This is a genomic window from Microcoleus sp. T3_D1, assembly GCF_036700405.1.
In the GTDB taxonomy this organism is placed as follows: domain Bacteria; phylum Cyanobacteriota; class Cyanobacteriia; order Cyanobacteriales; family Microcoleaceae; genus Microcoleus.
Window position 1 is genome coordinate 35,265 of sequence record NZ_JAUBOV010000001.1, and the last position, 18,140, is coordinate 53,404.

Sequence of the window (18,140 nt, forward strand, 5' to 3'; positions counted from 1 at the left end):
AATCTAAAATCTAAAATCCAATTAGGGGCCGGAGAAAACGGCCGCTTCAATGTCCTGACGCGAGAGGGAGTATTTGAATGCTCGCTGAATGTCTTGGCCGTCGGCTCCAGCATCGATGTAGCGGACGGTGAGTTGGTCGATATCGAGGGAGAGTTCTGCTTTCCAGGTAGGTCGATCGATCTGCCAGCAGTGGAGTTCTCGCCGATCTTGCTGGCAGCCGCGGCTTTTTAGCCACTGCTCGATTTCCGGGAGTGGGTGGTTGTACAAAGGAGTGTCAGCGGAAGGAAGAGTCATGGGATTTTAGATTTTAGATTTTAGATTTTAGATTTGGGATTGAGGATTGAGGATTGCCGATTTTAGATTGGTGATTTGGGATTTGAGGGTTTAATTGCCGCGAATTAAGCCGATCGCGATCGCCAGTACCAAACATCCGATTAAGCTAGCTCCCATGATAAACAGAGCGAAAATTTCTCCGGGGGAAAGAGGTCGATCCGTGGGATCTAGGTAAGCGGAGTTGGAAGTTTTTTTGCCCGATCCCGAAAGTGGAGTATTGAAGCCTGGGGGTGGCCCAATCACGTTCAGGCGAGAATAGCCTATTTTGAGGTCGTAGGCGAGGCGGCGTTCTGGGTTGCTGAGGGTGGCGTAGGCGTTGTTTAGCTGCTGAAATTTGGCGGTGGCGACTGCGGGCGGCAGCTCGGTGGTATCGGGATGGTAGAGTTTGCTCAGTTCCCGGTACGATCGCCGAATTTCGATCGCCGATGCGGAAGGATGCAGCCCTAACAAGCCGTAGTAACTAGAACCCAAGGGGGTTTTGCCGGGTATTTTCTGACTTTGGTTTTGTGCAGTTCCCTCGTTAAGAGTCACCTCAGCGCCTCTGGGCTTGTTGTTTATAATTTTTGATTATTTTAGAGCAGATTTGAGGGTAGCGCCACTATCTGCGATGTCGAGGGGTTGAGGGTGGGCGATCGGCTCAAGGTACGATCGCCCACTTTAAACTATGAATTGGTCGATCGCAAATTTTGGACATCCTCAACGCTAAGCCCCGTAACTTGGGCGATCGTGGCATTATCTAGCTGTGAAAGTAATTGTCGGGCGATCGCGATCGCCTTTTCTCGCTTTCCTTGTTCTATGCCTTGTTCTATGCCTTGTTCTATGCCGTCTTGAACAGCCTTAATAATTGCTCCCTGTTGGTCATAAATAAACTGTTCTCTTCTATCCAAATCTTCCACTTCGTCTCTGCTCAAACTGGCTTGATTCGCAATATTAAAAGCTTCATGTATTTCTGGTATGCTATCCATTGTTTCTGGAACCGATGTCAGACTTCTCGCATTTTTCATAAAATAAATCCATTTGTCTGCTAAAGTTTCAAGTTCCTCCTGTCCTTTGGTAAACTTCGGCAACTCTACAAACACTAAATCCAGATCGTTTTCGGGATACGTAAAGTTTTTCTTGACTTCTTTGAACACAAATCGGGAAATAAATTCGGGGCTATTAGGAAACATTTCAAAATCCGTAATAGTCAAAGCAATCACTGGCTTCAGCAATCGATAGCCTTGGGCTGCTTCCAATTGAAAAGCGTAAGTCTTCGCTGCATTGTACAAAACTCGCTTGCCAAAAGACTGGACGTTGAGCACTTGCATTTCAATAATTACTAAAGTGCCGTCGCTAAGTTGGGCTTTCACATCCAGATAACTATCTTTTAAGCCTTCTAGTTTGGGCGGCAGATTTGGGTTGATAATTTCTAAGTCTTGGATGGTGGGATTGCCTTCATAAATTAGAGCGTTGAGAAAGCTAATTAGAATATCTTTGCTTTCTGAGGAACCGAATATTTTTTTGAAGGCATAATCCGTTTTCGGGTTGATAAATATCATAGTTGTCAGATTTAGCTTTAAGGCGATCGGTTTGGTGGCGAAGCAACGGGATTTGAGATCCGTCAAACGGCTGATTTTGTTTCAGGTAATGGTTTGACATTTTCCGGCAAATGTGCATTGGCGATCGCCAGCACAGGCTCATCGTCCCTGTGTTCGCCGTCGGTGGGGAGTTGGCAAGAAATCAACTCTGTGACGATGCGATCGCCCAAAACATCTTCCCAATCTTGCAACTGTTCTCTGGCTTTGATCGGTGTATTGACAGCCACGTCTACGCCCATTTGCTGAAGGTTGAGGCTGTGGGCTGTCGATCGGCGGTTGACCCACTCCACCAGCCAAACGCTCAATCCGACGGCTGCCATCAAAGGCAAGACAATCCGATAATCGCGGGTTAATTCAAACATCAACAGGATGGCTGTCAGCGGTGCTCTGGCGCTGCCGGCGAGGACGGCGGCCATTCCCACCATTGCGTAGGCGGCAGGGCCAGCGACTCGATCGCTCATTGCCGGCAGCATTTCCAAAAACAGGCCATAAGCCGAACCCAGGGAAGCTCCTAAAAACATCGCCGGAGCGAAGATGCCGCCAACTAAACCACTGCCGAGGCTGATTGCTGTCATCGCCAGTTTGACAAACAGCAGCAGCAGTAGCAAAGGCAAGGAAAATTTAACATCTTGGAGCATTGCTTGGACTGTTTCGTAGCCGACACCCAAAATTTGAGGCAATTGCAGGGCGACTAAGCCGACTGCGGCCCCGCCGACGATCGGGTGAAGCGGCCGGGGCAGTCGTCCGAGCCAAGCAAATCCTCGGACTTTTCCTTGAAAACAGCCCTCGGCCAATTGAATTGCTTCTGTGTAGGCTAGAGACACTCCGCTCGCTAAAATTCCCAATCCCATGTACAGAGGCAGTTCTAGGGGGCTGCGGACATCGTAGACTGGCAAAGAAAAGGCCGGCTGAGCTCCCAAGCAGATTTGAGCGATGAGCGCGGAAACTACCGCCGAGAGCAAGACAACGCTGACTGACGAAGTGGCGAAGGTGCTGCCGAGCACGACTTCTAAGGCAAAGAAGACTCCGGCGATGGGAGAGTTAAACCCGGCCGATAAACCTGCTGCTGCTCCCGCGCCCAGGAGCAAGCGCTGCCGTTCTGGGGAGAGTTGCAAGACTTGAGCCAGCAGCATTCCGAAGTTAGCGCCGATTTCCACGCTGGGGGCTTCCGGGCCGAGGGAGGCGCCGGTGCCGAGGGAAACTGAGGCTGCCACCATTTTGGTGATGGGTTTGAGGGGGGAGAGTTCTTGCAGGCCGCGGGTGGCTGCAATTAAGGAAGACATATTCGGGCCAAAGTCCCGAAACCGCCACCGCATCAGCCCGATGATGACTCCGCCGAGGGTGGGAATGCAGGCTAGCGTCCAAGAGCCTTTCGAGGCGATCGCCCCCATGAAGTCTTCCAGCATCACGCTGTGGATGAAGTGGATGAGGTAGTGAAACGTGACGACGCCTGCGCCCGTAACTCCCCCGATGACTAGGGAGAGGATGAGCAGGAGGGTTTCTGGGCTGGGGTGCAGGCGGTTGAATAGCGGGCTTAGGCGGGAGGCTTGGGGAGTTGCTGCGGTTGGCCCGGGTGGCGGCAGATCCACAGGAGGGATGGCTCTCATTTAGCGGTTAATTCTTCGGTGAGAAGTTATATAATTATTACAATTTATTTCTTATTTTCATTTTGAGTGATTTTAGGGGAATTGACAACTTAATGAAGGCGTATTTTAGGGTAAATTTTTGGGGCTGGCTGCTGGGGTGGAATGACTGATTCTGAGGAGCGGCGGATTTGGCGTGATTGTATACTCACTTACATTCAAACTTAGATACACTCTCGCAATCATCCTAATTAACTATATTTATAGTTTTGGCGCTTAGGTCGATCTGCTCAGTGAACGGGTCATATCATATAACTCAGTGCAAAACAACTTTCAAATTAAAGAATTGGCGATTGGATATTATACCTGACAACCACAAATCTCAAACCACAAATCTCCTATCTCCAATTTTAAATCCCTCGTTCGCGCATAATATCACATCGGTTGTTGATTGGGCGGGATTCTTGGTCTGGGTTTGGCGATCGACATTAGCGGATCGCCGATGGTGGTGACTTTCCAGGGAGGGGATTCTAGCTGGCGTGCTGCGATTAAAAAGGGTGATCCTCGCTTTAGGCGATCGACCATTAATTTAGGTGGAATAAATGCCGATAAAAAAGGTTCGTTCACGCTGCCAATATATGCGTAAGCACCATTCTCTAGCCACCTTCCGGCAACGGTGTTTGTGTCATCTGGCGCTGCTGCTGACCAACTGTGGATCATGTGGATTGCTGCGGGAAATAGAAGTTTTGGTATATCTTCAACTAAAGCGTCGCCGTTGCCGACTTGGAATGATTTTGGATAGCCTTTGGAATTCATTAATATTAAGTCAAATGTCCACGGTTTTGAGGCTAAACTCCTCCACTTTTCCAGGGTAGATTCTGGTTGCTGCACTACTTGGACATTTAAACCTATGCTTTTTAGTCCGCTAGCTGCTTCCTCCATTTCATATTTTGCCCAATTTCCTTCCTTGGGGTAACTGTCATAAAGCATGGCTGTTTGGCTGTCTAAAAATATGGCACACATGGCTTGATAGATCGATCGCACCTCGGAACCGTAAATCCAGCCAACAGCCGCCCAGCGTTCGCCGTTGGGGTGTCTTCCCAAACCGTCGGTAACGGCTAGTTGTTCGTCTGGTTTTTCAGGAGATTGATATTTGACTGCTAGTTGGCGTACAATGGTTATTGTGTCGATCGGGTCTGCGAGTTGAGAATAAAAATATCCGGTTGATTCGACAGCTTTTGTAACTGCTAGTTGCAGAGTTTTCCACTGTGTGTTATTGAGGGTATCGTTGGGTTTCCCGAAGTTGCCTTCTAGAAATACTAAAGGTTGGCCGTGAGCGGCTGCTAAGGCAACTGCTGCTGAGCGTGCGGGGTCGTTTTCTGATGTGATTACTACTCCTGGGGGTTCCCAGCCGAGTTGCGTCCATTTTGCTTTTAAGGTTGGAGTATCCGTGGCATTCCAGGCTGCTGCTGCGCTGTTGAGCATTAATTGCTGGAGTTTTTGATTTTTTGGCAGTTGCTGTTTGATGCTTGGCAAACGGACTATTTCTTCGGGTTGAAAGCGCTGCAAAAACATGGGCGCATATTTTTTGTCTTCGATGAGAATAGGCCAGTTTCCTTTGAGATTCCATTTTTGGATTGCTGCTAAGAATGTGGCTTCGTCGGGTACTAAAACTACGCGGTTGACTGTTGGTATATTTTCGCGGACGATGGCCGATCGGAGGCCTGTTTGAATTGGCCAGGGTTCTTGTTTGGCTGAGGCGGGAAGTTGAAAGGGTTTTTTGAAAAGGCGATCGCATCCGACACCGATTATTGCTAAGCTTACAATAAGTGCGATCGTCAGGAATTTAAATTTAAACTGTTTTTTCATAGGGGCTGGGGAAGGAAGGAACTAGGTTATAAATACGAACAATTATCGAAATATTTTTAGGGGACGGCAAGCAGATGTTTAGAGGTGCGGGGCAAAGTAAGATTGTAAGTGCGATCGGGCTGGCAACTTTTAGTATTATTGCCTTAGCAACTACAGGTTTAATAATTTTCGCAGCGAACCGTTCGTCAGTCAAGCATCAAGTCCGGCAATTGCTGACAGCGAGGGAATGTCAAGGTTGCAATCTTTCCGGGGCGAATTTGAGCGAAGTTTTTCTGGAAGGCGTCAATTTAGAAAAAGCCAACCTGAAAGATGCCAATTTGTGGAGCGCGCATTTGGTAAACGCTAACTTGAAACAGGCAAATTTGGCTGGGGTTTACCTGATAAGCAGCAATTTGGCTGGGGCAAATTTGGAGGGAAGCAATTTAGAAAATGCGTTTTTAGAGGATGCTTATTTGGGAGGGAGTAATTTGAGAACTGCTAACTTAAGAGGTGCTTTTATGAAAGGTATTTTTCTCGTTAACGCTGATTTGGAAGGGGCAAATTTGGAGGGTGCTAATCTGTGGATGGCTAACCTGGAAAGTGCTAATTTGAAGGGTGCTAATTTGAGGAATGCTTTGCTGCTTAGTAGCAAGTTAGCAGGAGCGAATTTAAAGGGGGCCATTATGCCGGACGGTACTAGGCATGAATGATAGTCATTAGTCATTAGTCGTCTTTAATTCTGCTCTGCCGGGTCTAGACAATTGCAATTTACCCTTCTCGTGCGTTAGTCTTAATTGTCTAGTTTAAATACTCAACTTTCTGAATCTCAGAGCTAAACATTTTCCATTTTCCATTGTATTTGTTGAATTGATGCCTTAACACCATTCTATTATTTCGGAACTGCGGGCCTCTAATTTTTGTTGTCGTTTGATCTACTGTAACTATCGCTGTATTGCCGGAAATGGTTGCCACATCAAATTTGTTCATTACATAATTTAAATCGTAGATGGAAAAACTTTGTGCAATCGCATTTTTTGTTAGTTCAAATCCTGGAGACTTTGGGTCTATTGTCGCCATATAAGCTTCTATATTTTCTTCATTCAAAGCTTTCAGATTTAATATGACAACTGATTTAATTGCTGCTTTTTCACTGTTGACATCAGCTACGACTAAATTGGGTTTTTGTTTTCTAGGTGAGGTAGTGGTCTGATAGTCGGTAAAGTGAAAGAGATTTTTAGGTGTTTGAGAAGGGTTTGTGTTGGTAGCGTAACTGCTGAGCAATAATGATAAAGCTGCGAAGGGGAATGCTGTTTTTAACAGTTTGATATTTAAACGTAGCATGGCTGTTAAATTTCATAATTAATTACGCCATTTCTAGCATAAATCACAATTAATGTCAATCCGTTAACTTCACTCGGTTTTTTTTATGGGCGATCGAGCTTTTAATAGATTCCGGGAATTAGTTTTTTGACTTTTTGGCGGTATTCGGAATAGGCTGGATATTTTTTGGTTAACCAGGTTTCTTCTCGGTTGGCTTTGATCTCGAAAAGTATTATTAATAGTGCGCTGGCTATTAAGTGGGATATGCTCATTTGAAAAAGTGTCCAGCCGAGGGCTGCTAAAATTAAGCCGCTGTATAATGGATGCCGCACTATTCCGTAAATGCCTGTTTGGACTAATTCTCCGTCTTCTCTGGGATATGGTAAAGGTGTGAGGTTTTTTCCTAAGTCTATCAATCCTTTGATGATGAAAATTAATCCGGTTAAGCCGAGAATACTGGCCATAAACCAGATAATATAAAGTAAGTGAGTTGATTGAATTTTTAATCCTGGCAGTTGATAAACTGGTAAGATTACAAATCCTGTGAGCAATCCTCCTTGAAGCAAAACTAAATATTCGCCGCGGCTGTTATTGCGCCAGCCTTCGCGCGTGAAGCCCCAGTCAGTTAAGATTTTCATAATTGAAGGAAGAGGGAAGGCACGACACTGATTTTGACACGGATACACGGATTAATTATCGAAGGTGAAGAATCGGAAGAAGGAAGTGAACTGTAGGTTGGGTAGACCGAAGTAAAAACAACCTACAGTCAACAGTCAACAGTCAACAATTAACAAATTTATTCTCGCCAGGGACGAGTCATTAGTTCTAGTTGATTAACTTCATCTTGGCTCAAATTCCAGCCTAATGCGCCTGCGTTTTCTTGGGCTTGTTTGGCGTTTTTGGCGCCGGGAATGGGGATGACTCCGTTTTGGCATATCAACCAGTTTAGGGCAACTTGGGCGGGTGTGCGATCGCGCTTTCTGCCCATTTTCCGCAGAGTGGACATGACTAATTCAATTTTTTCGAGGCCGCTTTTACTGAAGCGGGAGTCCATTTTGCGGGCTCCTGTAGGTTGTTCTTGGGCTGTGTATTTGTCGGTGAGCAATCCTTGGGCTAAGGGGCTGTACGCTAAAATTGTGACGCCCAATTCGCGGGCTGCACTCACAATTCCTTGTTTTTCTACTTGCCGCGACAGCAAGGAGTAACGGACTTGATTTGTTGCTAGGGGAACGCCTCTTGCTGCTAGTATTTTGTGGGCTTGGCGCATCTGTTCTGCTGAATAGTTGCTGACTCCTACTGCTTGAATTCTGCCTTGTTTTACTTCATCGGCTAAGGCGTTCATCAGGGTTTCTTGACTCAGCAAAAAAGTGAACGGCCAGTGAACTTGGTAGAGGGCTATTTGTTCTACTTGTAAGCGTTTTAAGCTGGCACTCAAGGCTTCGGAAACTGATTTTCCTGTAATCCGCCAAGGTACGGGGCCGAATTTGGTGGCTATTTGAACGGGTTGGCTGGTTTTTTTGATAAACTGCCCCAGCAATTCTTCTGACAAGCCGTTACCGTAGACTTCGGCTGTGTCGAAGAAGTTGACTCCGCTGTCTAGGGATGTTTTGAATGCTGCTTCGACTTCGGCGGCGCCGTAGTTGCTGCCGTAGTTCCAAAATAGTTTGTCGCCCCAAGCCCAAGTTCCGACGCACAGGGGAATGACGGCTGGGCCATTTTGTCCTAGGGTAATGGTTGTCACGGTTGGTAAATCCACAGTTATTGATTCTCTTTATTTTTATATGAATTTATACGAATAATCCCGATCGAGCTTCTAGCCTGGGGAGGAAAGGCGGCGGGTTGCGATATCTCAGTTACTATAAATTCAAATGCTCTGTTTATTTCAATAGTTATGTCGATCGACCGTTTACCAGATTCAAGATTAACAGATTCCGCGACTCCTGCTATCAAGAGAGTTACCCTCGTGACTATGTTCCGGTTGGGTTTGTTTCAGATGGGATTGGGCATGATGTCGATTTTGACCCTGGGGGTACTCAATCGCGTCATGATTAAAGAGTTGGCGATTCCGGCTACTGTGGTGGCGGGTACGCTGGCGATGCACCAGTTTGTCGCCCCGGCTAGGGTGTGGTTTGGGCAGATGTCTGATGCTAAGCCTTTGTTTGGCCATCACCGCACGGGTTATGTGTGGGTAGGAAGCGTTTTGTTTGTGATTTCTGCTTTTTTGGCGGTACAGGTGATGTGGCGCTTGGGCGGCAGTTTGGAGGCTGTGGGGTGGACGACTCCTACTTACGGTTGGGTGGGTTTGTTGGGTTTGATTTTTGCGCTTTACGGTATTGCTATTTGTTCGAGTTCGACTCCTTTTGCTGCTTTGTTGGTGGATGTTTCGGATGAGGAGGATCGATCGAAGTTGGTGGGTGTGGTGTGGTCGATGTTGATGGTTGGTATTATTATCGGGGCGATTGTTAGCAGCGGTTTGCTGAAGCAAATTGATGGGGATGTGCCACGGGAAGTGTTGCAGGCTTCGATTAACGGTTTGTTTGTGAAGGTGCCGGCGCTGGTTTTGCTGTTGGTGGGGATTGCAACTTTTGGCGTTGAGAAAAAGTATTCGCGGTACGGGGTGCGATCGATCGCAGTGAATCGAGAAGATAAAATTACTCTGGGAAGTGCGCTGCGGATTTTGACTGCTAGCCGCCAAACCGGTTTGTTTTTTACTTTCCTGCTGATTATGACAATTTGCTTGTTTATGCAGGATGCGGTTTTGGAACCTTACGGCGGGGAAATTTTTAAGATGCCGATTTCGGAAACTACGCAGTTGAATGCTATTTACGGTACTGGTACTCTGATCGGTTTGAGCGCTACTGGTTTTTTAATTGTGCCGCGCATTGGCAAGGAAAATACGATTAGGTTGGGCTGTTTGTCGGTGGCTGCTTGTTTTGGTTTAATTATTTTATCTGGATTCACAGGAAATCCAATTGTGTTTAAGTCGGCTTTAATGTTTTTTGGTTTTGCTTCGGGTATTACTACGACGGGTGCGCTGAGTTTGATGTTGGATTTGACGGCTGCGGAAACTGCTGGGACTTTTATTGGCGCTTGGGGTTTGTCGCAGGCGATGGCGCGTGGTGTGGCGACGATTAGCGGCGGTGCTATTTTGGATTTGGGCAGAAGTTTGTTTGGGGTGCCGATGTTGGCTTACGGGTTGGTTTTTGCTGTGCCGGCGGTGGGTATGATTCTGGCTGTTTGGCTGTTGGGTAGGGTGGATGTTCGGGAGTTTCAGGATAATGCTAAAAGTGCGATCGCCACTATTCTTGAAAATGAATTAGACTAAGGTTTGTAGTGAGAACTTTAGTCCTCATTCTCTTGTTAATCAAGGGCTTCAGTCCTTAATACAAAAAAACTGCAAATGAAAGATTTTTGGGATTCTATTTTAAGTTTTTCTCAGACTACTGTCAAGACAGTCGGACAGCAGTTGTTGCAAGATTTCGGTTCCGTGCAAGCGGATGAGAAGGATGACGGGAGTTTGGTGACGAAATCGGATAATTGGGCTGATGCGGAAATTAGAAGTGCGATCGCATCTGCTTTTCCCACTCACGGCATTTTAAGCGAGGAAGGCGAACAGGTTTTCCCAGATACTCAATGGTGTTGGGTTGTCGATCCTTTGGATGCTACAACTAATTTTGCTAGGGGAATTCCGATTTGGGGTATTTCTTTGGGTTTGTTGTATCGCGGAACTCCGGTTTTTGGCTGCGTGCATTTGCCGCCAATTAATCAGTCTTTTCACGGTTTTTATGCACCTGATTTGGCGGGCGGCGTGTTTGACAATATGCCTCAAGGTGCGTTTTTAAACGGGCAGCAAATTCGGCCGAGTGCTGATAAAATGAGCGGGAATCATTTTTTTAATTTGTGTTCGCGGAGTGTGGGAATGGGGCCTCATCTTCCGAGTAAAGTTCGGATGTTGGGTATGGCTAGTTACAATTTTTTGACTGTGGCTTCGGGTGCGGTGTTGGGAGGGGTGGAAGCGACTCCGAAAATTTGGGATATTGCGGGGAGTTGGGTAATTGTGAAGGCTGCTGGTGCGGTTTGGTTGCCGCTGGAATCCCCGGCTATTTTTCCGCTGGAAGTGGGGAAGAATTACGGGAGAGTTTCTTATCCGACTTTGGTGGTGAACCGGCAGGAGTTGGTGTCGGTGTTTGTGCCGTTTGTGGAGGCTTGGAAGAAGAAAAAAATGGGGTGATACTATTTTCGATTTTCGATTTTCGATTTTCGATTAAGGAATTACTAATTCCCAAAGGGTTTGAATATAATCTACAGTTTCATTCTTTTTGGGAACTGGTATCATTGGCGATCGCACAAATCACACAATTATCAAATAAAACTGCAGGGCAGGCGTGACGGAGGAGTCTCCCACGTCTGCCGTGCTGTTTAGAAGAAATATACCGACCGATGACCGATGGTTCAAGTATGCCTACTCTCGTCTATTTCTGGCAATCTGCGATCGGGTGGTTTTATTCTACGTCGATCGGGTGATGCGGTTTCGGTACAATTTGTGGTAATGTTTTCACGACCTATTATCTCTCGGAAATAAAATTATACCCGTTTTCAAGTAGAGGCACAAGGGTAAATAGATTTACTGCGGTCTTGGAAAAAGTAGATGAGCGGTATATTGGCTAGGTCGAAGAGTTAGCCTGTGGGAAGATACAAGAATAAACCTGGGAAGAAACTCGGAAAACTCTGCGGTTTGCGATCGAACTAATCTCGATCGCACAATTCTCGCATCCGATTTGCTGACAGCGGCAGTCCCAATTCTACCAGCGTTTGTAAATACTCGTCAGGCGTTTTTGGCGGATTCTTGAGCCTGATTCTTTGTTTCTCGGCTGCTTTGCATACTGTTTGCCAGTTGAGGTCAAGCAAGTCTAAAATAAAATCATCTGGATGCTGCGCTAAAATGTCGTAAGCTGCAAGGGCTTCTTCAGGAAAATCTCTGAGATTGAAAGTAATAATAAACTTAGAACGAGAGTGAATTGCAGCAGCGAGGACATGACGATCGCCCGGATCTGGAAGTTCTAACTCTTGTATAATTGTCTCATAGCCTTGCACCAAGCAATTTTCAACACTTGCATTCATTAATCTTTTGGTTCGGGCAAGCTGTTCAAATCTTATATCGGGACGGTTTATCAGTACATTTCTCATCCACTCGTCGTGAATTTCTTCAGTCCAACGTGCCTCAACTATGTCGGTAGTTGCCAACTCTACAAATAAGTCACGAAGAGATGCCGAATACAAAACATTAGCATCGTAAATAACAGTTAAAATTGCCATGTTTTAAGGGTACAAACCGAGTGCTTCTGATTCATCTACAAGCATATCCATAATTTTACAGCTTTCTTCGTAACTTTGTTTCTTATATTCCATTAAATCTTCGTAACGTATCCGGCGACTGTTCCTGACTGTCTTGTAAGGGATTTTGCCCGCCTCCAGCAACTCCCGCATATATTTATCTGAAACTCCCAGAATGTCTGCTGCTTGATAAATATGAAGTTCTTTAGTAATTGGAGTTAGCTTGACAGTATTGCCGCTGCTTGTCTGTTGCAAAATCGCTAATAGCAGTGGCAATGCTGCGGCAGGTATGTCAATTGTCTTTCCCTCTTTTTCGTTTAATATCAATTTGAGGGATTCGCCAGACGGATGATTTTGCAAGTGCGATTCTAAAGCGCGGCTGCTGGTTTTGGCAACCGCTGCTTCTGCTGCTGTCGGTAAAACAGGTGCTGAGTCGGGATCTCCGGTGAATGTCATGTTAATTTGGGGGTGAGAATAACAGGCAATCAATTATAATTGTAGCAATTTGAGAATGCGATCGCCCAAATCGAGCAAGGAGGTTAACCTGTGGCATACAGGGACTTTACAACTTTAGCGAAAGTTAGAGAATCTTTTAATTTAACCGTAGAAGAACCTTTAGATTTGTTTAGTGATATCCCAGAGGTACAGCCAAGTTCCTATTTGCAAACGACTTTAACTGAAAACCTGTCTTTAGCTACTGCAATTAATACAGAAAAGGCTCGTGCTGAATTAATTATTGCTCCAATATTATTGGAAGTCAGGCGGCAATTTAATTTTCAAGTTGGTTTTTTCTCTGGTTCAGAATTCAATGTAGATGTAGAAGCGGGCTTAAACGGGTATTGCGATTATATTCTCACTGCATCGAAGGATTCCTATGAAATTCGCGCCCCGGTAATTACTCTCACAGAGGCTAAGAATGAAAGTATTAAATCCGGTTTAGGCCAGTGTATTGCAGAAATGGTAGCCGCCCAATTATTTAATCAGCGCAGCGGAGAACAAATTGAAAACATTTATGGGGCTGTTACTACGGGTACTGATTGGAAGTTTCTTAAATTGAGTAAGAGCACAATTTTCATTAACAAGCGAGACTTTTTTATTAATGAAATTAGTCGAATATTGGGCATTTTAACAATGCCGTTTCAAGGCTTTTATTCTATGGATCGCACTTGATGCAGCCAACAAAATAACAGATGCTGGGATAGGGACACAACATTGCTGTGTCCCTACTGCAAAATGAATTTATTGCCTCATGCGATTAATTTCGACAGCACATTAGACAACTTAGCACCGAGATTTTCAACAGAGTCCTGCAGTGTGGCATCTTTCATCGTACCGTCAGCATTAAATGCTTCAAAAGCTTGGGGAATTGCTTTCTGATCCGGGAGTACCAATACGTTAATATTCCCCAGGATCGATCGCAAATGCACTAATCCCCGCAAACCGCCCATTCCGCCTGGGGAAGCACTCATAATTACCGCTACTTTGCCAGTAAATGCCACCAATCCCGGTTCACCCGGTGCTGGGCGCGATACCCAGTCGATCGCATTTTTCAACACAGGCGTAATTGAACTGTTATACTCAGGGGAAGCTATCAAAAACCCGTCATGCGCTACCATCAATTCCTTCAATTTACGGGCATTTTCTGGCATTCCCTCTTTTGCTTCCAAATCTTCGTCAAATAGCGGCATCGGCAAATCGCGCAAATCTACATAAGTAACTTCTGCACCCGCCGCCGTAGCCCCAGCCGCCGCAACTTTTACCAGCAGTTTGTTGTAGGATGCTTCGCGGGTACTTCCGGCAAATGCGAGAATTTTTGGTGTATTGTTCACGGTAGTTCCTGATATTTTGACAAGATAATCTTGACATTTCCAAGCTAGATTTTAGCAAAGTAAGGCGATCGCTGTCTCTTGCCTTAACATATATTAGTTAAATAAATAGTCACCAATAAAAAACCGGGCCGACGTGACTGAAAGCATCCAGGATACCCGCCACGTGATTCATTCCTTCGCAGACTCAGGACCGGTGAAATAAAAAACCTGTATCCGATGAAACTTGCCGAACGTATTTATCCGTGGGGCCAATGCTTCAATCTAAAATCTAAAATCTAAAATCTAAAATCGATTGACTGAGGAGTCTCCCACACCAGGCGCGCGGTTTGTAGTAAATATAACCGACCGATGACCGATATGTAAAGTGTGCCTTGGTGCATCGAGTTTCTGCAATCTGCGATCGAGCGATTTAATTTTGTGCGATCGGGTGATGCGGTGGGGTAAAGTTTATATTAAGTCCGATCGATCGCGCCATCTTTGGGTAACATTCAACTTAAGAAACACCAAAATAATCTTTGAGAAAATACAAAACTGCATTACAAAAAGGCTGGTATTGCCCTTGTGCATTCATTTGTTGACAATCTTGAGCCCATAATTTTGCCTCTTCCTGTGTCATGATTCCTTGCAATACTTTAAGTGCTTCAATTCGTCCCTGCATTAAGTCATAATGATTGAGTCCCAAAACTTCAATGGTTGTTTGAGCATCTTTTGGATCATCTAAATTATTTGCAGGCAGTATCTCACCAGTGCTAGAGTAATTAAAAAATTCTTCACAGTTGGCTTGTAGTGGCGAAACTCCGATCGCAAGATTCCCCCTCTTATTGCCACAATGATCTGGCCAACGATACCCTGGCTGATTTGTATCTCGGCCACAAGAAGCTAGCATATTTGTGTACTCAACAGATAATTCTGCATCAGTCTTGCTCTGAGGGGCTAGATGTTCAATATGGCTATTGGTTTTATCAACTCTCTGACAACAGTAGCAGCAAATGTAGCCTTGTTCACTTAGCAAAGAACTGTGTACTGGGTCTTTCTCAGGATTGCGAAAATCCTTGTAATTATTATAGTTGACACCTAGAGCCCTCTGTTTAGCCTTCCATTCGGAAAAAATTTGAGGTTCTTGCCGCTTTTGAATATATTTCATTTATTGAGAATTTCCTTGCGTTGAATTAGCCAATCTGCTCTCACAAATTCAGGATCTTCTTCTCCCATTTTGTCTGCTAAATTTTGGCGAAATTGCCGTGCCTTTCCGAGTTCGCCCTTGTCTATCAAGCGAAACAATTCGCGTAAATCTTCCTTAATTTCCTGCCGACGTTCGGGAGTTCCCATAAGCGTTTCTAGAATCCGATTGCTATCTTTCCCAAAGGATGGTACTCGATCGATCGCAATTCCTTCAGATGTTGACCTCAAAAGATGAACCCATTTGAGATCGCTGATTACCTGTGGCGAATGAGTCGTAATTATAAACTGGCACTTTGGGAATGTTTTTTTCAGGTTCGGAATAATCGCCCGTTGCCATTTTGGGTGCAAGTGGAGCTCAATCTCGTCAATCAAAACAACGCCGGAACCCTTAAGCGGATTGCAATCTGGATTCGGATTTGCGATCGCCAAACGCCTTGCTAAATCTCCTGCTAGTGCTAACAAGCATTTTTCACCATCGGATAGTTGATTGACGATCAGTTCATCGCCTTGTTTGTCTGCAGTCATTCGCAAAGGCGATCGCCTAACTCGTAAATTTGAAAAGCCGTCTAGTAAGTTAGCGATCGCATATCTGACTGCTTCTAGTTCGCGATCGCGATACTGATCGGAATCATTTAGTCGTACTTCGTTTTCTAAATCTTCCCGATCTCTAAACCATTCAAAAAAGCGCCTAAAATCGATTTGCCCTCCCGTGAGAACCTCGTCATAAACAGTTATCTGCTCAAACGAATGTTTCGTCCTAATCTTCAAAGGAATATCAAGTACGGCACGGTTAGTTGGGTAGTAAACAGCCAGAGGCAATGCTGCGTAAGAATTAGCCTCTAACTGACTGTGTATGCGATCGACAACTCTTTTTAATTCCCCAAGGTTGCTGCTAGTATCCTTGCTTCGCCCTTTACTGACCTTGGTTAAAGACCATACCACTTCCGACCAGTCATTGATTGAAATTGTAATTTCGTTGTGAGTTTCTTTGCATCCTTTTTTGATATCATCTTCGTTGAAAGAACGTCCATTACTATTGGGAGTTTGAATTCGCTTTGTCAGCCAGGAGAGAAGAATAGCCAAACACTCAAGTATGCTGGATTTTCCCACACCGTTGATACCGATGAACACAGTCGGCTCATCTGTATCAAACTCCAGGGTCAAATCGCTGATGCCTCGGAATGAGTTCATTTTTAGACGCTTGACTTTCACGATTTGGTTCTCGCTCTGGCTTAGTGGGTTATATTTTTGAGATCATATCAAATCAATGCTTCCAAACAAAGTCAGCAATGGGTCTATCTGCCGACAAAGGAAGATTTTCAGTGGAATTGAATAAAACCGATCGCATTTTTACCTTCCCGACTCCCAAACGCCTCTCGACGCGACTGGGAATGCCGTAACCGTAAATAATGTGCCCTTTTCCCGCCAACACCACAACTTGATAGTCGGGGTTGGCTTTGACAAATTCAGCGATTTTTTCCGCCATAGTTTCGTCCCACAAAACTTGGGCTTGGAAGAATCTTTCAAAAGCCGTACTATTTCCCTGTGCTGCCTTTTGGTGTTGCTGGTAAACTTCTAGCAGCAGTTGCCGGTATTCGGCGTTGTCGGTGCGAATTTCGGATATTGGCGGAATGTGCTTTTTTTCCTCCGCAGTGAGGCTTTCTAAACCTTGACGGGCAACTTTTCTCGTTACTTCGGATGGTGTATTTAAGGCGAGGACGGGTAGTTGATTTTCTTTGGCAAACCGCAAAATGGGGGCGTAAGATTCCCAGGGAAAACGCCATCTGCGATCGTACTCTGTTTGCTCGACTAATTGCTCTTCAGTCAGTTTACCTGCTAAGTAGTTGTCGATCGCGCTTTGAAAGGGACGCTGAAACATTTCCATCGCGATCGCAATTTTCCGATTTTGCCGCTGCATTTCTCGGATAATCGCCAGTTGAGCTTGGTGGTCTTCCGCGCTATCGTGGGTTTCTCCCAGATACACGACTTTTGCCTTTACCAACTGTTGCAGAATCTCTTGGTTAGTGTAAATCTGCCCAGGTTGAGGGTTCGCCGTCGTTTGGGCTGTCACTGCACTGCTGCACAGCAGAAAGATACTCAGCGACAAGGCACACAGTTTGATGAGTTTGGTTGTTTTCATACAGATATTATGCCGTTTCTCGCAGCAGCAAGCACAGCCGGACTCTACTATTTTAGCTGAGCAGCTAGAAAGCTCAATGCTTAATTTAACTTCATAATTATCTGCAGTTACTTCTAAAAATGTAAAGTTTAGTTGCAGGTACTTGCGCTTCTAAAAGAAGGTGCTAAATTAATAATATGAAGCGAACAAAAAGCTTCTCCGACAGATACCACATCTAGATACCACAGCGAAGTTCACAATAGAATCTAAGGAGTAAAAACGCTGTATAATCTCACATCTGTCTCATTAAAAACCAATAGCAGCACCCACCAACAAAGCTGACACTTCCTCAACTAATTAGAGGGGAGCAATGCAACTGAATCCGAGGATTATTGCAACTCCACATCGAAGTTGAAAAAAGAGGAAATCACTCGGTACATATGGCTGGGTGCTGTTGTTGTTAAAGTTGTTATTAAAAGAAATTTTCGGTTTGTGATGTTTTTTTCAGTAGAGGCAGAGCCTCTAGATATGCGTTACCGGGCAGAGCCTGGTAACAAGCATACAAGGAGAAACACTAGAAAATTAGTCGAAAATTGTTTCGTCTTCCTTCCGCCACGCGGGATCGACAATACAAATAAATATTAGGGGCTCCGTGCCACAGTTGTAAATAAACTGCTTGGCGTTTGGCGGAATGTAAACTGCATCTCCAGCTTCCACGAATTGATTTTCGTCGTCGATGTGCATTTCTCCAACGCCGCTGAGGATGTAGTAAACTTCAGAAGTTGTCAGGGAGTGCAGCGCAGAAGTTTGTCCCGGTGGCAAAACGGCATGGGCTAAACTATAACGCAAATCCACAGCTTGTTTGTCGGGATGCAGCAATTCTCGCAGTTGAGTACCGTCGCCAGCAATAAACTCGTCGCAGGCATTTAGCTTTTGAATTAGCATTCTTTCCCATCTCCTGAAAATCTCTTTACCACAACATCAGTTTAATTGAAAAGACATCTGAAAAAATCCC

19 protein-coding genes are annotated in these 18,140 nt (G+C 45.2%); 4 read left to right on the top strand and 15 right to left on the bottom strand.

From position 1 onward, the window contains the following. Nucleotides 1-21: 21 nt before the first annotated feature. From QT992_RS00160 to QT992_RS00180, 5 genes are all read right to left on the bottom strand, one after another. Nucleotides 22-294, bottom strand: coding sequence for a DUF3143 domain-containing protein (locus QT992_RS00160; protein WP_333102291.1), 273 nt, complete (start codon nucleotides 292-294; stop codon nucleotides 22-24). 90 nt (nucleotides 295-384) lie between these two features. Further along, the gene (locus QT992_RS00165; RefSeq protein WP_333336300.1) at nucleotides 385-864 is read right to left on the bottom strand and encodes a J domain-containing protein; all 480 of its coding nucleotides are present in this window, start codon (nucleotides 862-864) and stop codon (nucleotides 385-387) included. A gap of 131 nt (nucleotides 865-995) precedes the next feature. After that, the gene (locus QT992_RS00170) at nucleotides 996-1,871 is read right to left on the bottom strand and encodes an Rpn family recombination-promoting nuclease/putative transposase (protein WP_333314600.1); all 876 of its coding nucleotides are present in this window, start codon (nucleotides 1,869-1,871) and stop codon (nucleotides 996-998) included. Nucleotides 1,872-1,933: 62 nt separating this feature from the next. Beyond that, nucleotides 1,934-3,517: a chloride channel protein gene (locus QT992_RS00175; RefSeq protein ID WP_333336304.1), complete on the bottom strand. Its 1,584-nt coding sequence runs from the start codon at nucleotides 3,515-3,517 to the stop codon at nucleotides 1,934-1,936. 411 nt (nucleotides 3,518-3,928) lie between these two features. After that, a complete protein-coding gene (locus QT992_RS00180) occupies nucleotides 3,929-5,362 on the bottom strand; it encodes a hypothetical protein (RefSeq protein ID WP_333336307.1) in 1,434 nt (477 codons plus the stop codon). 74 nt (nucleotides 5,363-5,436) lie between these two features. Between QT992_RS00180 and QT992_RS00185 the strand changes: the two genes are divergently transcribed. Next, on the top strand, nucleotides 5,437-6,051 hold the full coding sequence (locus tag QT992_RS00185) for a pentapeptide repeat-containing protein (RefSeq protein WP_333336311.1): 615 nt from the start codon (nucleotides 5,437-5,439) through the stop codon (nucleotides 6,049-6,051). An 88-nt stretch (nucleotides 6,052-6,139) separates the two neighbouring features. Here the strand turns inward: QT992_RS00185 and QT992_RS00190 are convergent, their stop codons facing one another. The 3 genes from QT992_RS00190 to QT992_RS00200 form a co-directional block, all read right to left on the bottom strand. After that, entirely contained in the window at nucleotides 6,140-6,682 is a 543-nt protein-coding gene (locus QT992_RS00190) for a hypothetical protein (RefSeq protein ID WP_333336314.1), read from the bottom strand. Between the two features lie 101 nt (nucleotides 6,683-6,783). Continuing rightward, a complete protein-coding gene (locus QT992_RS00195) occupies nucleotides 6,784-7,299 on the bottom strand; it encodes an isoprenylcysteine carboxylmethyltransferase family protein (RefSeq protein ID WP_333336317.1) in 516 nt (171 codons plus the stop codon). A 158-nt stretch (nucleotides 7,300-7,457) separates the two neighbouring features. Then, nucleotides 7,458-8,402, bottom strand: coding sequence for an aldo/keto reductase (locus QT992_RS00200; RefSeq protein WP_333314601.1), 945 nt, complete (start codon nucleotides 8,400-8,402; stop codon nucleotides 7,458-7,460). 150 nt (nucleotides 8,403-8,552) lie between these two features. On the opposite strand from QT992_RS00200, the gene QT992_RS00205 reads away from it, so the two are divergent. Continuing rightward, complete coding sequence (locus tag QT992_RS00205) at nucleotides 8,553-9,986, top strand: BCD family MFS transporter (RefSeq protein WP_333336320.1); 1,434 nt, start codon at nucleotides 8,553-8,555, stop codon at nucleotides 9,984-9,986. Nucleotides 9,987-10,061: 75 nt separating this feature from the next. After that, nucleotides 10,062-10,892 carry an inositol monophosphatase family protein gene (locus tag QT992_RS00210; RefSeq protein ID WP_333336323.1) on the top strand — a complete coding sequence of 277 codons (831 nt, stop codon included), beginning with the start codon at nucleotides 10,062-10,064 and terminating at the stop codon, nucleotides 10,890-10,892. Nucleotides 10,893-11,407: 515 nt separating this feature from the next. On the opposite strand, the gene QT992_RS00215 is transcribed toward QT992_RS00210, so the two are convergent. Together QT992_RS00215 and QT992_RS00220 are read right to left on the bottom strand one after the other, a co-directional pair. Then, entirely contained in the window at nucleotides 11,408-11,977 is a 570-nt protein-coding gene (locus tag QT992_RS00215) for a PIN domain-containing protein (RefSeq protein WP_333314520.1), read from the bottom strand. Nucleotides 11,978-11,980: 3 nt separating this feature from the next. Beyond that, the gene (locus QT992_RS00220; protein WP_333314522.1) at nucleotides 11,981-12,451 is read right to left on the bottom strand and encodes a helix-turn-helix domain-containing protein; all 471 of its coding nucleotides are present in this window, start codon (nucleotides 12,449-12,451) and stop codon (nucleotides 11,981-11,983) included. Between the two features lie 90 nt (nucleotides 12,452-12,541). On the opposite strand from QT992_RS00220, the gene QT992_RS00225 reads away from it, so the two are divergent. Beyond that, on the top strand, nucleotides 12,542-13,165 hold the full coding sequence (locus QT992_RS00225; RefSeq protein WP_333336327.1) for a hypothetical protein: 624 nt from the start codon (nucleotides 12,542-12,544) through the stop codon (nucleotides 13,163-13,165). A 77-nt stretch (nucleotides 13,166-13,242) separates the two neighbouring features. Here QT992_RS00225 and QT992_RS00230 read toward each other — a convergent pair whose 3' ends face one another. The 5 genes from QT992_RS00230 to QT992_RS00250 form a co-directional block, all read right to left on the bottom strand. After that, nucleotides 13,243-13,824 (bottom strand): NAD(P)H-dependent oxidoreductase, encoded by a 582-nt coding sequence (locus QT992_RS00230; RefSeq protein WP_333336330.1) that lies wholly within the window; start codon nucleotides 13,822-13,824, stop codon nucleotides 13,243-13,245. A gap of 493 nt (nucleotides 13,825-14,317) precedes the next feature. Further along, nucleotides 14,318-14,968 carry a retron system putative HNH endonuclease gene (locus QT992_RS00235; protein WP_333314529.1) on the bottom strand — a complete coding sequence of 217 codons (651 nt, stop codon included), beginning with the start codon at nucleotides 14,966-14,968 and terminating at the stop codon, nucleotides 14,318-14,320. Next, the gene (locus QT992_RS00240) at nucleotides 14,965-16,218 is read right to left on the bottom strand and encodes an AAA family ATPase (protein WP_333376286.1); all 1,254 of its coding nucleotides are present in this window, start codon (nucleotides 16,216-16,218) and stop codon (nucleotides 14,965-14,967) included. Before QT992_RS00240 ends, QT992_RS00235 begins: the two co-directional genes overlap by 4 nt. A gap of 52 nt (nucleotides 16,219-16,270) precedes the next feature. Then, a complete protein-coding gene (locus QT992_RS00245; RefSeq protein ID WP_333376287.1) occupies nucleotides 16,271-17,146 on the bottom strand; it encodes a ChaN family lipoprotein in 876 nt (291 codons plus the stop codon). A 561-nt stretch (nucleotides 17,147-17,707) separates the two neighbouring features. Beyond that, entirely contained in the window at nucleotides 17,708-18,070 is a 363-nt protein-coding gene (locus tag QT992_RS00250) for a cupin domain-containing protein (protein ID WP_333336336.1), read from the bottom strand. Between the last annotated feature and the right edge of the window lie 70 nt (nucleotides 18,071-18,140).